Source organism: Lederbergia lenta NBRC 16444 (genome assembly GCF_001591545.1).
Taxonomy (GTDB): Bacteria; Bacillota; Bacilli; order Bacillales; family Bacillaceae_C; genus Lederbergia; species Lederbergia lenta.
Window position 1 is genome coordinate 145,969 of the sequence record NZ_BCVC01000006.1, and the last position, 14,810, is coordinate 160,778.

Here is a 14,810-nt window from a genome sequence, read left to right on the forward strand (position 1 = left end):
GGTGACTTTATTTTAATGTATTAGTTCTTAAGACCTATAGGTTGGACTCGTCATCTTGTAGCTTACTGCATCCTTGATTCTAGAACATTTAAAAAATACAGACGATAATAAAATAATGCTATAAGAAAGCGTTTTACAGGAAAGTGAAGCTGATATATTTGAATTGTAGTTAAAAATTATAGATGAGAGTGGGGTTTCAATATGAAGCATTTTAAATTGGTTTCTGTCTTGCTCGTTGTAATGATAATGGCAATTATCGCAGTTGGCTGTAGTAATAATAGTACAAAGAGTAGCGGAGAAAGTAATAATGGGAAAAAACCTGGAGGTAAAGTAAATGTTGGAATTGTTTTACCAACGAAAGATGAACCGAGATGGGTCCAAGATGAGACGCGATTTCATGATGCGTTAAAGGATTCCGATTATACAACTGAAATTTTATTTAGCCAAGGATCATCCGCTAAAGAAAAGGAAAATGTAGAAATCCTCATTAGTAAAGGGATTGATGTTTTAATTATTGCTCCACATGATGGTCCGGCGGCGGGTGCGGCTGTAGAAGCTGCGAAAAAGGAAGGTATTACAGTCATTGCGTATGATCGTTTAATTACGGATACAGAAGCAGTTGATTATTATGTAACATTTGACAGTGTTGCGGTAGGTGAAGCACAGGGACAATTCTTAATTGATCACGCAGGTGAAGGCAAAGATATCCCATTGTATCTTTATGCTGGAGCAGCTTCTGATAATAATGCCTTTTTATTTTTTGAAGGAGCATGGAAAGCGCTGCAACCGAAGATTGCGGATGGAACTTTCGTTGTTGCTAACTCGAGTACAGCTGAGGGGTTAAAAGATAAAGCAGAACTTTCACGTGATGAATTAGGCAAGATACTTGGTCAAGTTACAACAAATTGGGATCCAAATGAAGCAAAAAATAAAGCTCAAACTCACCTGACAGCAGCTACTGCGGACTTAAAGGGAGATATTGCAATACTTGCTCCAAATGACGGTACTTCACGTTCTATTGCAGATGTATTTGCCGGAGACCCAGACGTTTCAAACTATGTAATAACTGGTCAAGATGCCGAAAAGGCCTCTATTCAATATATTATCGATGGAAAACAGTCAATGACAGTATTTAAAGACGTTCGTACACTCGTTCAGGACGCTATGGGAATGGCTGTTGACATTCTTGATGGCAAAGAGCCTGAAACTACTGGCTCATACGACAATGGAAGTAAGGAGATATCTGCAAAACAGACAGATGTTATCGTTGTTGAGCAAGAGAACGTTAAAGCTGAACTCATTGATTCGGACTACTATAAAGAGAGTGAGTTTACTGGACTATAAAAATATGAATACCTAGAGCAATCTTTAGGGATAGTGATGGATAAAAAAATCTGTCACTATCTCCTGCTTGTCATATTGTTTGTTGAGGAGGTAAAACAGTGAGCGAATATATTCTGGAAATGAGACAGATTACGAAGGAATTTACAGGAGTCAAAGCGCTCAGTAATGTCAATTTTAAAGTGAAAAAGGGAGAGATTCACTGCCTAGTTGGTGAAAATGGGGCCGGTAAATCTACTTTAATGAAAATACTTAGTGGTGTTTATCCATATGGTTCGTACACGGGGGACATCATTTTCAATGATAAAGTGCAACAATTTAACAAAATTAATGACAGTGTTGAAACGGGGGTCGTTATTATCTATCAAGAACTTGCTTTATTTCCGGACCTCTCTGTTTATGAAAATATCTTTATAGGCAATGAAGTTAATCATAGCGGGATATTGGATTTTAACAAAACCATTGTTGAATCGAAAAAGCTGCTTGATAAGGTCAAACTGAAAGTAACTCCTGAAACTCTAATTAAAGATTTAGGAGTAGGAAAACAACAGTTGATCGAAATTGCAAAAGCTTTAAGCAAAGATGTAAAGTTGCTTATTTTAGATGAACCGACAGCAGCGCTGAATGAAGACGATAGTGAAAACCTATTAGAGTTATTGCGGGAATTAAAGAAGCAGGGGATTACCTGTATTATGATTTCCCATAAATTGAAGGAAGTAATATCTATTGCAGATAAGGCAACCGTTATCCGTGATGGAGAAACGATCTGCACACTGGACGCTTCTAAGGGAGAGATAAATGAAGGTGCAATTATCAAGAATATGGTCGGTCGAGAAATTGAGGATATTTACCCGAAAAGAGAGAAAAAGGTTTTGGGTGAAAAAGTTATTGAGTTATCTAAATGGACTGCCTATGATCCTCAACTGGGACGCAATGTTTCTAAGGATATCGACTTACATGTGCGAAAAGGAGAAATTGTTGGTATAGCCGGATTAATGGGCTCAGGACGAACAGAACTTGCCCTTAGTATTTTTGGTAATTCAAAGTCATATAAGTTACAAGGGAGTCTATTGGTGGAAGGGATTCCTGTCAACTTTAAACATACTAGCCAGGCCATAAAATCAGGAATTGCTTATGTGACGGAAGATCGAAAAGGTGATGGTCTGTTTTTATTACAGGATATTAAGAATAATATTACTGCAGCAAATTTAAAGGGAATCTCTTCAAATGGGATTATTAATGTAAATGAAGAAATTAATATTGCTGATCATTATAAAGGCTCATTAGGTATTAAAACATCATCTTTGCAACAACTAGTAGGTAATTTGAGCGGTGGCAATCAACAAAAAGTTTCATTAGGTAAATGGCTGTTTGTAGGTCCTAAATTACTTATATTAGACGAACCAACAAGGGGGATTGATGTTGGTGCGAAATTTGAAATTTATTCAGTTATGAATGAACTAATAGATCAAGGTATGAGTATTATTATGATTTCTTCAGAACTTGGTGAGGTTCTTGGGATGAGCGACCGCATTTATGTAATGGCAGAAGGAGAAATCAAAGGTGAGTTGTCATCTGAGGAAGCTGATCAGGAAAAAATTATACAACTTGCTACGCAATAGGAGGACAATAATATGAAACTATTAAATGAAGCGAAGCATTTAATTAAGGATAATATTCGTGATTATGGGATGTACATTGCTTTAATTGTTATTATGGTAACATTTTCAATTCTAACAGATGGCCTATTTATGTCCTCAAGGAATATAAGTAATTTACTAGATTCTGCAGGGTATATTGCGGTTTTAGCTGTAGGTGTCATGCTAGTTATAGTGATTAGACATATTGACTTATCCATAGGGTTTTTAGCTGGATTCCTTGGTGCTCTTGCAGCAATATTACTTATGCAATTGGGATGGCCAATTTATATTGTCATTCCTATTATCCTCATTCTCGGAATAGCCGCTGGATCGATTACAGGTTTTTTAGTAGCTAAAGTTGGGATTCCTGCATTCGTTGCTACACTTGCCGGATGGCTTATTTATAGAGGGGCTATTCTGATGGCAACAGAGAAGACTGGAACAATTATCATTAATAATGATGCATTCAACGCTATTGGCAATGGGTATATTCCATCCATTTTAGTAATTAATGGTGTACATCTTTTATCCATAATAATCGGTGCACTGGCGATTATCTTTTATATTTTTAGTACAGTAAAAAATAGGAAAAATAAAATAAAATATAGTTTTGAAGTTGTATCTAAAGAAATATTTATTCTACAATTAATTTTTGTATCAGCCATTATTGGTTATATTACCTGGGTTCTAGCTAGCTACAACGGCTTATCATGGACAGTTATTATTATCCTTCTTGTCGTTATTGTCTATCATTTTATTACAACAAAGACTGTAATAGGAAGGCATATTTATGCGGTAGGGAGCAACCCGGAAGCAGCCCATCTTAGTGGAATTAATGTAAGTAAAATTACATTCCTTGTATTTGGTTCCATGGGAATGTTATCTGCACTATCCGGTATCTTGTTTACTTCTCGTTTACAATCCGCTACAACGACTGCCGGGACGCTTTTTGAACTTGATGCAATAGCAGCGGCGTTTGTTGGTGGTGTTTCTGCAGCAGGTGGAGTTGGTAAAGTAACTGGAGCAATTATTGGTGCCCTCGTTATGGCTACACTAACAAACGGTATGAACTTGATGGGTGTAGGAATTGCACCTCAATATATTATCCGTGGTGGCGTATTGGCCTTGGCGGTTATCTTTGACGTATTTACTCGTAAACAAAGGGCATAACCGCCTATTTTGAATGATGAAGAAAAGGAGCCAGCTATATTTAATAGTTGGCATTTTATTTTTTTAATTAAAGTATACAGATACAATTTAAGACAACAAATGATAAGTCATACTGATACATGCTGTAGAGGATTTGTATTCGATCGTTATGGCGGATAGGAGTGGTCATATGCTAAGTAAGATCAGATGGAATAATATCAAAATAGGAGGAAAATATACGATCATTTTTTTAATTATAGTTGTTGCATTCCTTCTATCTATTTTGATTACCTATTCATTTTTAAATAATTCGAGTAAATATATGGATTCTACTATCATCAAAAATAAAATATCATCCGAGGCGGAAGACATAGTGGCTCTATATCATGAGAAGTATCTTCTAATTCCGGAATATATCATATTATCAGATGACGGTAAGTTAAATGATTATTTATATTATAGTAAAGAGTTTACGGTAAAGGCAAAAAGCCTAAAACAACAATTGCCTAAAGAGCAACTTACCATTTTTAATAAGATTATTAAAAATAACAATCAGCTAGATCAATATTTCTTTAGTATGGTCGTTCCAAATGTACAGCAAATAAACGTAAATGAATTTGAGCGGTTACAAAAAGAGACAAACGCTCTAAAAGTCGAAACAGTGGCATTAGGAAAAGAGTTAAAGGAGTGGGCGACTAGCTCTAGTAATTCAGCGCTTAATAGCACTCAAAAAGACCTAAAGAAGATTAATTTAGTTTTAGTTTTTTCAGCGGCTGCTTCCATTTTTATTTCACTCTTTTTCATATTTTTCATGAGTAGGAAGATAAGGAATCATTTAAATAAAATTGTAGAAAGAAGTGAAGAAATTGCTAGTGGTAAGTTAAATGTGGATGAGCTTACGTATGTAGGAACGGATGAAATTGGTCAACTTTCAAAATCAATAAATCATATGGGAAAAAGCCTTCGTGATATGATTGCTCAGGTTTCCGGCCTGTCGACTGAGGTTGATAATCAAAGCAAATTGTTGTTTACAGCATCGAGAGCGGTTAACAGTGGTAGTGAACAAGTGGCTATTACGATTGAGGATTTGGCGACTGGAGTGGGCTCTCAATCAGAAAATGCTGTAAATATATCCCAGAATACACAAGGGTTAACTGATCAAATTTTAGCTGTAAATGCGCATAGTGAAGAATTGGTTCAATTCTCTAACCAAGTTCTGAATGTCTCCACCAATGGTAACAGACAGATGAGAGAGTCTTTAAAACAAATGAAGTTGATCAATAATGTCTTCCAAATTTCAGTCATCAATGTGAAGACATTAGAAGAGAGGACTCAGTCTATAACGGAAATTGTGAGTGTTATAAAATCTATAGCTGACCAAACGAATCTTCTTGCCTTAAATGCGTCTATTGAAGCAGCAAGAGCTGGTGATGCCGGTAAGGGATTTGCTGTAGTCGCTTTAGAAGTTAGAAAGTTGGCAGAAGAGGTAACGAATTCTATAGAAAATATCGCTTCTATTACATTTAGTATAAAAAAAGAAACGACAAATATTGCTAGTGAATTGAACAGTGGCTATCTGGAGGTAAATAAGGGAACAAAGCAAATTGAATTATCAGGTACACAATTCATGAATATTAATGACAAAGTTGAAGAAATGTCGAATAGAATTAAAAATATTTCAGCTGTGTTCATAGAAATTCAACAGTCGAGCCAAGAAATTAATGAAGCAATAGAATATGTTGCAGCTGCTTCAGAAGAAGCCGCGGCAGGCACTGAGGAGATTACTGCAACGATGCATGAGCAAAGTCAAGCGGTCAATCATATTTCATCAAGTGCTAAAAAATTAACGGATATGGTAGAACGTATGAATGCTATGATCAATAAATTTCAACTTTAAAATATAGGAAAGGGGGAGAATTGCATGTTTAATAAAAGTAAAATAATCATCGGATTTTTTATAGGATTAACATTATTAGTAAATACTGCTTGTTCTAATGCTAGTCTGATTGAAAAATCTACAGCAAGTACGAATGTTAAGTTGACATCGGATGAAAAAAAGATTTATGTTGGTTTTTTGCTAGATACGCTAAAGGATGAACGGTGGTACAAAGACAAAGCATTATTTGAAGAACACATCGTTAGTCTAGGTGGAAACGTGAAGACCTTGGCAGCAAATGGACTAGACGATGTCCAAATTAAACAAGCCGAATTATTGATTGACGAAGGAGCAGACGTTTTAGTTGTCGTTCCACATGACGCTGAAGTATCTGCGACCATAGTCAAACTAGCACATAAAGCTGGAATTAAGGTTATATCTTACGATCGATTAATCAGAAATGCAGAATTAGATTATTATATTTCCTTTGATAATGAAAAAGTGGGGGAAATACAAGCAACGGAAGTATTGAATCAAGTAACTAAAGGAAGCTTTGCATATATTGGTGGGGCTGAGTCCGACAATAACGCTATATTGTTTCGTCAAGGGGCAATGAATGTGTTGCAGCCTTTTATTGATAAAGGGGAAATCAATCTAGTATATGATCAATATACGAAGGAATGGGAACCTAAAATTGCAGAAAAAAATATGCTTGAGGCGTTGAAAAAAGGCAAAAACCAAATTGATGCGGTGATCGCTGCGAATGATGGGACAGCTGGTGGTGTTATTCAGTCATTATCTACTATTGGCTTAGCTGGAAAAATACCTGTTTCAGGACAGGATGCTGAATTGGCTGGAATTCATAGAATAATAGAAGGTACTCAAACAATGACTGTCTATAAGCCTATTCCAGTTTTAGCAGCCGAAGCGGCTGAAATGGCTATCAAGGTAGGGAAGGGCGAACAGATCGATACCAACAATAAAGTTAATAATGGTCAAATAGATGTCCCTTCTGTATTGCTTGAACCTGTTGCTGTGACAAAAGATAATATAGTGGACACAGTGATAAAGGATGGATATTTAACTGAGGAGGAAGTATATAAATAAAAAAGGCTTCTATGATAATGTTTGAAACAGGAACTTCAAGTTTATTGAAGTTCTTTTTATTTTTTGAAATGCTAGCATAGGGAAAGCTTTTACCTATACCTACCCAAAAAGCATCGTATGCTCTCCCTTTCATTTTACTGAAGCGTTGAATGTTTCCTTATGATCCATCATACCTCCCTATCCAGTTTTAATTTAAATTCCTTAGGTGTGCATCCCTTTTGTTTCTTAAATAACCGAATGAAATAACTCTGGTTTGTAAAACCGACATCTAAGGCAATATCTAACATCTTACGATTAGTTTTTTCTATTAATATACAAGCCTTGCTAATTCTAATGTTATTAATGTATTCCATTGGCGTCATTCGCACTAAGGATTTAAAAAACCGACTAAAATGTCCTTCACTCATCTGAATTTGAGAAGCGAGTTCTAACACGGTTATTTTTTGTTTGTAGTGCTTTTCAATATACTGTAGAACCCTTTTTAATAATTCTGTTTTCGTTATATCTCGTTTGGAAATTTGCTCATTATTTTTCCATGCCTTTTTTCTAAAAATCTCTGAGAATAGTAAAAATAAGTATCCTTTTAGCTTAAGTTCAAAGCTAGGGGTTTTAGATGAATGGGTCTCTACTATATTCCTCAGTATGTGTAACATATCCCTGTCATCTTTATTGTCAGGCGTCAAGAGGGTGGAGTGAAAGACAGAGAAATTTCTAACAGCTTCTAAATAATTACTTTCAATTAAGTCATAGCCAAAGCTCCGTAATAGATCAATATGAAAAACAATTGCGTGGAGTTTGAATGAAGAATTACCGGAAGGGTAGGCTCCGTGTAATTGTTCACTAGGAATAAAAAAACCACTACCTTCAGCAAGCGTGTATTGCTTAGTGCCGATTTGAAAATGAATAGGTCCCTTCTCGACATAAATGAACTCAATCTCATGATGCCAATGCATATTAAATATGACATTTCCATCTAGGTAGTCAACCATATATAGACGGAACGGAAACATAGAATCTCCGTGTACTCTTGCCTCCAATAACGTTTCTTTTTCCACAATGATCATCACCTTTTTATTAATATATCAGAATTGTGTTACTTAATGTCGTGATTGTGCAAGAAAAGCATAATTAATGTCGTTATCATATTAATTAGTAAATAATTTAGAACCGTTAAATAATAAAAACTATAATGATTGCGCTGCCAATCTAGACAATGAGGAGTGATTTAAATGAAATTTACTGATGGGTTTTGGCTTACTAGGGAAGGATTTGATATTCATCATGCGCATAATGTTCGTGATGTATCTATAAAAGATAAAATGGTAACGCTTTATGCACCATGTAAGGAAATTCGGCATAGAGGTGATACATTAAATACTCCCTCACTAACTATCCAACTATCTTCTTCGATGGAAAATGTTATTCGAGTACGGGCGTGGCATCATAAAGGCGGAGTGAGTCAAACACCTAATTTTGATGTGAAGCAAGGATTAATTCCACTAGGAGCTGTTAACACAAAGGGAGAAACAAACTTTAAGAGTGGGGATGTTCGGGTAGAAGTTTCACACGAACCATTTAAAATCACCTTTTATCACGATGATCAAGTTCTAACAAAGGTCGATCCAAAGGGAGTGGCTTGGATTCAAGGGCCTGAAAAAGAGAGTTATATGCGTAGTCAATTAAACTTAGGTGTCGGTGAGAATATTTACGGTCTTGGCGAACGTTTTACTCCTTATGTTAAAAATGGCCAATTGGTTGAAAGTTGGAACGAGGATGGTGGGACAAGCTCCGAGCAATCATATAAAAATATACCATTTTACTTAAGTAATAAAGGGTACGGTGTATTAGTTAATCATCCGGAGAATGTAAGCTTTGAGATAGGATCGGAAGCAGTCTCTAAAACCCAGTTCAGTGTAGAAGGGGAAATGATCGAGTACTACATTATTGGTGGATCAAGCTTAAAGGAAGTATTAAGTAATTATACACAATTAACTGGCACACCTGCTCTCCCACCAGCATGGTCTTATGGATTGTGGCTAACCACTTCATTTACTACTGACTACAATGAAGAAACAGTCAATCATTTTATTGATGGTATGGCTGAGCGAGATATTCCACTAAGTGTGTTCCATTTTGATTGTTTTTGGATGAAAGAGTTTGAATGGTGTAATTTTGCATGGGATCGAGATGCCTTCCCTGAACCGGAAGCGATGATAAAGAGGTTGAAAGAAAAAGGATTGAAAATTAGTTTATGGATCAATCCGTATATTGCAGAAAAGTCTCCCTTATTTGAAGAGGCTGCGAATAAAGGCTATTTATTGAAAAAGGCAAATGGTGATGTTTGGCAGTGGGACCTCTGGCAGGCAGGAATGGGCATTGTTGATTTTACTAACCCTAGTGCATGTGATTGGTATCGCTCAAAATTAAAAACCTTGCTAGATATGGGGGTAGACAGTTTTAAAACGGACTTCGGCGAAAGAATACCAACTGACGTAGTTTATCATGATGGCTCGAATCCGAAGCGTATGCACAACTTCTATGCTTACCAATATAATCAAGTTGTTTTTGATTTATTGGAGGAAGAGAGAGGAAAACGTGAAGCAGTTGTGTTTGCCAGATCCGCATCGGTCGGTGGACAGAAATTCCCAGTTCATTGGGGCGGTGATTGTAATGCGACATACGAATCCATGGCAGAGAGCTTACGAGGGGGTCTATCGTTATCATTGTCTGGTTTTGGTTATTGGAGTCATGATATTGGTGGATTTGAAAGTACAGCTACCCCAGACTTATTTAAACGTTGGATTGCCTTTGGTTTGTTATCAAGCCATAGTCGCTTGCATGGCAGTTCGTCCTATCGTGTTCCGTGGCTATTTGATGAAGAAGCGGTAGAAGTAACCAAGCACTTTTCTAAATTAAAAAACAGTTTAATGCCCTATCTATATGGTACATCTGTTGAAAATAATCAGACGGGCATCCCGGTTATGCGACCAATGATTTTGGAGTTTGCGGATGACCCAAATGCGCATGTATTGGATCGACAGTATATGTTGGGTGGTAGTTTGTTAGTTGCACCCATTATGAATGAGGATGGCTTGGGCACTTATTATTTGCCACATGGAAGATGGACGCACTTACTGACGAAAGAAGTCGTTGAAGGTGGGTCTTGGAAAAAGGAAAACTATGATTATATGAGTCTCCCATTATATGTAAGAGAAAATTCTATTTTAGCTATAGGAGACCAAAATAGTCGGTCGGATTATGACTTTTCAAAAAATGTTACTTTTGAAATCTATGAATTACAGGATGGGCAAGAAGCAAGCACTTTTGTTACCGATGTAGATGGTAATTATAAAGGAGATATTAAAGCAATAAAAAAGGACAACAAAATAACGATTGAAACAAATATGGAAGATCTCGCTTATTCGATTTTGCTAAACTGTTATAAAGCGATCAGTTCAGCATCTGCGGGGGAGATAGAAACGAGTTCGAACGGAGCGAGAATTAGACTTCAAGGATCACAAAAATTAGAGATTGTTTTGTAGATTGAACAAGGATTGGCTACTTGTATAGTAGCCAATCTAGTACCAATAAAATATCGGAGGTAAGAAACAATGAAAAAAGGCTTAATTAAAAGATTAGGTGTTGTTTTTTTAGTTATTGGGCTATTAGCAGGATGTTCCTCTGGTGGGAGTAGCGGTGGTGGAAAAAAGGTAGTTGTTGATGTATTTAATATTAAAGTAGAAACGAAGGATCAGTTAGATGCATTGATTAAAAAATATGAAAGCGAAAATGAAGGCGTTGACATTAAGTTAACTACTGTTGGTGGTGGACAAGATGCATCATCTGCTTTACAGGCAAAGTTTTCTTCCAATGAGGAACCATCAATATTTTTATTAGGTGGCCTATCGGATGTGGAGAAGTACCAAAAGTATTTACTAGACGTATCTGATATGGAGTCGGCAAAAACAGCAATTGAAGGCACATTACAAGGGGCAACAATCGAGGATACACCATATGGAATTCCATTAAATATTGAAGGTTTTGGTTGGATGATTAACAAAGAAATCTTTAAAGCTGCTGGAGTAGACCCATCTACTATTGCTAGCTACAGTGATTTTGTTAATGCCGTTGAAACAATTGATAGCAAAAAAGAAGAACTTGGGTTACAAGCTGTATTCGGATTTAGTGGGAAAGAGGATTGGGTCGTTAGTCAATTTTCAAATCACTTTACCGCTCCTGAGTTTGAGAATGATTTAAAGATCGCCTATGAAGCTAGCGAATTAAACTTTAAATATGGAAGTCGCTTGAAAGAATATACAGATTTAGTGAATCAGTATAATGTTCAACCGATTTTGTCGCTCGACTACAGTACGTCTGTTGAGGAGCTATTCACGAATGATAAAGTAGCAATTATTCACCAAGGAAACTGGATCGTTCCTTCTCTTGATAGCATAGATCCAGACTTTTCTAAGGAGAAACTAGGGATCTTACCGCTATTTGTAAAGAGTGATGAGGAAGGATTTATTAGTGCTGGTCCTTCTTGGTTCTGGGGTATAAATAAAGAAAAGGACGAAGAAGTAGTAAAAGCTTCTAAGGACTTCGTCGACTGGATGTACACCTCTGATTATGGAAAACAACAAATAGTAGATGAATTCAAATATATACCTGCACATGATGGCTATGATATTGAAAGCATGCAGGATCCTGTATCAAAAGAAGTGTATCAAATGTTACTCGATGGAAAATCAAGCGTTTGGGCACATAATCAATATCCAAATGGATTCTCTTCAACTGCATTATTCCCAGAGTACCAAAAGTATTTAAATGGTGATATTAAATGGGATGAACTTGAAAAAACAACGATTAAGCAATATACAGAAATGCGTTAATAATTATTACAATAAATGGAGTTATGGAGTCAATCTTAACTCCATTTAGCTATTTCTTAATTTGGGGTGTGAGTAAAGATGAAAATGAAAAGTCTCACCTATTGGGTATTTCTAGCACCATGTCTATTAGCATTAACAATCGTATTAGTCATTCCCTTTATACAAGGTGTGTATTATTCTTTTACAGAATATAATGGTTTTCAAGTAAATGGATTTGTTGGTTTTGACAACTATATCAAATTATTGAAGGATGACCAGTTTCTTTATAGTCTTTGGTTTACTGGAGGATTCTCCGTTGTGTCCGTTATTGGAATTAATATTGTAGGGTTACTTTTGGCATTATTTGTTACGCAGAAAATGGGGAGACTTAACACCCTTTTTAGAACAATATTTTTTATGCCTAACTTAATTGGTGGTATTATCTTGGGATTTATTTGGCAGTTTATTTATCTGAAGGCATTTGAGGGAATAGCTGATCTAACTGGTTTAGAGTTCTTTAAGGGTTGGTTATCTGATACTGCTACAGGTTTCTGGGGATTGGTCATTCTTTTCATATGGCAAATGGGTGGATATATTATGATCATTTATATCTCCTTTTTAAATAGTATCCCAGATGAATTATTAGAAGCATCTACAATTGACGGTGCCAATGGTTGGCAAAAATTTTGGAAGATTAAATTTCCGTTACTGGCACCAGCATTTACGGTGAGTTTGTTTCTTACTTTATCTAACGCCTTCAAGGTATATGATCAGAATATGGCATTGACAGCTGGTGGGCCATTTAACTCGACACAAATGGTAACGATGAATATATATGATACCGCATTCAAAGTACAGGAAATGGGCTATGCTCAAGCAAAAGCAATTATCTTCTTAATTATTATTACCGTGATTTCAGTAGTCCAACTTTACTTCACGAGAAAAAGGGAGACTGACTTATGATTACACAAAATAAAACCAAAACATACGGATATATAGTGCTTGGGTTGGTATTATCACTTTTTTGGTTTTACCCTTTTTATTTAGTTATAGTGAATTCTTTTAAAACGAAGGCGGAAATTTTTGTTAATACACTTGGTTTACCCTCCGAAGGGACGGTTGAAAATTATCCTCAAGCGTTTGGAGCATTGGACTTTGTATCAAGCTTTTTTAATTCCTTAATTATCACAGTATCAAGTATTTTTCTCATTTGCATTTGCGCGTCTATGGCGGCATATGCATTGTCCCGTAGAAAAGGAAGAACAAGCTCGCTCATTTATTTTATCTTTGCTATTTGTATGTTAATCCCATTTCAATCGATTATGATTCCCCTTATATCTATCTTTGGAAGTTTTGACATGCTAAATCGTTTCGGGTTGATGATTATGTATTTAGGTTTAGCTTCGAGTTTATCCATCTTTTTATACTTTGGTGCGCTCAGAGGGATACCAATCGCATTAGATGAGGCAGCTATCATTGATGGATGTAATAGATTCCAAGTATTTAGGTATATCATTTTGCCAATTCTGAAGCCAACGACGGTAACAGTTATTGTGTTAAATGCCATTTGGTTCTGGAATGATTATTTACTACCATCTTTAGTTATCAATAAAGATGGGATGTACACAATACCTCTAAAAATGTTCTATTTCTTTGGGGAGTATTCCAAACAATGGCACTTAGCGCTAGCTGCATTGATCATAGCGATTATCCCTATTGTCGTTGTATATATGTTTTTACAAAAATACATTATAAAAGGAATCTCAGATGGTGCAGTGAAATAGGAGTTGGCAATATTTTATGATTGAAAGACACCTCTTGAGGTGTCTTTTCTTAGGTAATAGACAAAGTCATCAGTATCACTCTTATCAATCTGATTATGAAAAACATTTCGATTACATTTTTTGTAAAATATTAGATATTTAAGATTCCTTGACAAGATTTTTCCACTTTTCTCTACGACTGAAGATTAGCCCAGTGGAGCCATTTAACCTCATTTTAATAAATCACCGGGTAACATTATATTAAAGTTTGATGCAATAATTTCATCGGTGTTCTCGTATATGCCTTTTCATTATCATCATTAATGTATACATAGGTTGTTTGTGTATGCTAAAAAGAGGGACATTCCTGTGAAACGTAAAATACAAAATTATTCGCTATGGCTGTGTAAAACACCTAGTCAATCATGGTGATTCAACACACGTCCTTCTCAAGGGTTTTGCATAATATGTTACATGTAACTTTACACACTTGAGAAAGGGGTTATGTTTTGGAAAGGACAAAGCTTACAGGGCGAATCGTTACTCCTGATGATAAGGAATATGAACGTGCAAGAATAAATAATAATTTAAGCATCTCAAAATTTCCTAGTAAAATTGTTTTTTGTCAAAAAACAGAAGATATATTAAATGCATTAAGGTGGGCAAAAGAAAATAAGGTACCTTTTCGATTAAGAAGCGGCAGGCATAGTTATGAAAATTTCTCATTAATCACTGGTGGCTTGGTCATTGATGTTAGTGAAATGAACAAGATTTTAATTAACTCCAAGAAGATGACCGCAAAAATTGAAGCAGGAGCTAACTTAGGGAAAGTATATAATAAATTATGGAAATATGGTATGACCATTCCAGCAGGTACCGAAAGTAGTGTAGGTATAGTTGGTCTTACACTCGGTGGGGGAATTGGTATGTTATCACGGCCATTCGGACTTACTAGTGATAATTTGATTGAAATTGAAATGGTAAGTGCAAATGGAGAACTTATTAAAGCAAATAAAAGTGAAAATAGTGATCTATTTTGGGCTTGTTGCGGGGGGGGGGGGGGGGA

11 protein-coding genes are annotated in these 14,810 nt (G+C 36.0%); 10 read left to right on the forward strand and 1 reads right to left on the reverse strand.

Features of this window, described 5'->3' with window-relative positions:
• Positions 1-201 precede the first annotated feature (201 nt).
• From BLE01S_RS16455 to BLE01S_RS16475, 5 genes are all read left to right on the forward strand, one after another.
• Complete coding sequence (locus tag BLE01S_RS16455; protein WP_066144879.1) at positions 202-1,344, forward strand: sugar ABC transporter substrate-binding protein; 1,143 nt, start codon at positions 202-204, stop codon at positions 1,342-1,344.
• Between the two features lie 98 nt (positions 1,345-1,442).
• A complete protein-coding gene (locus tag BLE01S_RS16460; protein WP_066144882.1) occupies positions 1,443-2,963 on the forward strand; it encodes an ATP-binding cassette domain-containing protein in 1,521 nt (506 codons plus the stop codon).
• A gap of 12 nt (positions 2,964-2,975) precedes the next feature.
• Positions 2,976-4,151, forward strand: a complete 1,176-nt coding sequence (locus tag BLE01S_RS16465; RefSeq protein ID WP_066144885.1) for a sugar ABC transporter permease — start codon at positions 2,976-2,978, stop codon at positions 4,149-4,151.
• 169 nt (positions 4,152-4,320) lie between these two features.
• Positions 4,321-6,027: a methyl-accepting chemotaxis protein gene (locus BLE01S_RS16470; protein ID WP_066144888.1), complete on the forward strand. Its 1,707-nt coding sequence runs from the start codon at positions 4,321-4,323 to the stop codon at positions 6,025-6,027.
• 24 nt (positions 6,028-6,051) lie between these two features.
• The gene (locus BLE01S_RS16475; protein WP_066144890.1) at positions 6,052-7,113 is read left to right on the forward strand and encodes a sugar ABC transporter substrate-binding protein; all 1,062 of its coding nucleotides are present in this window, start codon (positions 6,052-6,054) and stop codon (positions 7,111-7,113) included.
• A gap of 167 nt (positions 7,114-7,280) precedes the next feature.
• Here BLE01S_RS16475 and BLE01S_RS16480 read toward each other — a convergent pair whose 3' ends face one another.
• Positions 7,281-8,168 (reverse strand): AraC family transcriptional regulator, encoded by an 888-nt coding sequence (locus BLE01S_RS16480; RefSeq protein ID WP_066144892.1) that lies wholly within the window; start codon positions 8,166-8,168, stop codon positions 7,281-7,283.
• A 174-nt stretch (positions 8,169-8,342) separates the two neighbouring features.
• Here BLE01S_RS16480 and yicI point away from each other — a divergent pair, with 174 nt between their 5' ends.
• From yicI to BLE01S_RS16505, 5 genes are all read left to right on the forward strand, one after another.
• Complete coding sequence (gene yicI / locus BLE01S_RS16485) at positions 8,343-10,655, forward strand: alpha-xylosidase (RefSeq protein WP_066144894.1); 2,313 nt, start codon at positions 8,343-8,345, stop codon at positions 10,653-10,655.
• Between the two features lie 69 nt (positions 10,656-10,724).
• On the forward strand, positions 10,725-12,002 hold the full coding sequence (locus BLE01S_RS16490; RefSeq protein WP_066144896.1) for an ABC transporter substrate-binding protein: 1,278 nt from the start codon (positions 10,725-10,727) through the stop codon (positions 12,000-12,002).
• A 78-nt stretch (positions 12,003-12,080) separates the two neighbouring features.
• A complete protein-coding gene (locus BLE01S_RS16495) occupies positions 12,081-12,944 on the forward strand; it encodes a carbohydrate ABC transporter permease (protein ID WP_066144898.1) in 864 nt (287 codons plus the stop codon).
• Positions 12,941-13,765: a carbohydrate ABC transporter permease gene (locus tag BLE01S_RS16500; protein ID WP_066144900.1), complete on the forward strand. Its 825-nt coding sequence runs from the start codon at positions 12,941-12,943 to the stop codon at positions 13,763-13,765. The genes BLE01S_RS16495 and BLE01S_RS16500 overlap by 4 nt, the downstream gene beginning before the upstream one ends.
• A 488-nt stretch (positions 13,766-14,253) precedes the next feature.
• A partial coding sequence (locus BLE01S_RS16505) for an FAD-binding oxidoreductase (protein ID WP_157419507.1) occupies positions 14,254-14,810 on the forward strand: 557 nt, incomplete at its 3' end.

Bases quoted from the DNA above. Each gene is read 5' to 3' on its own strand.
- BLE01S_RS16470 (WP_066144888.1), top strand. From the start codon at position 4,321: ATGCTAAGTAAGATCAGATGGAATAATATCAAAATAGGAGGAAAATAT.
- BLE01S_RS16465 (WP_066144885.1), top strand. From the start codon at position 2,976: ATGAAACTATTAAATGAAGCGAAGCATTTAATTAAGGATAATATTCGT.
- BLE01S_RS16500 (WP_066144900.1), top strand. From the start codon at position 12,941: ATGATTACACAAAATAAAACCAAAACATACGGATATATAGTGCTTGGG.
- yicI (WP_066144894.1), top strand. From the start codon at position 8,343: ATGAAATTTACTGATGGGTTTTGGCTTACTAGGGAAGGATTTGATATT.
- BLE01S_RS16495 (WP_066144898.1), top strand. From the start codon at position 12,081: ATGAAAATGAAAAGTCTCACCTATTGGGTATTTCTAGCACCATGTCTA.
- BLE01S_RS16455 (WP_066144879.1), top strand. From the start codon at position 202: ATGAAGCATTTTAAATTGGTTTCTGTCTTGCTCGTTGTAATGATAATG.
- BLE01S_RS16475 (WP_066144890.1), top strand. From the start codon at position 6,052: ATGTTTAATAAAAGTAAAATAATCATCGGATTTTTTATAGGATTAACA.
- BLE01S_RS16490 (WP_066144896.1), top strand. From the start codon at position 10,725: ATGAAAAAAGGCTTAATTAAAAGATTAGGTGTTGTTTTTTTAGTTATT.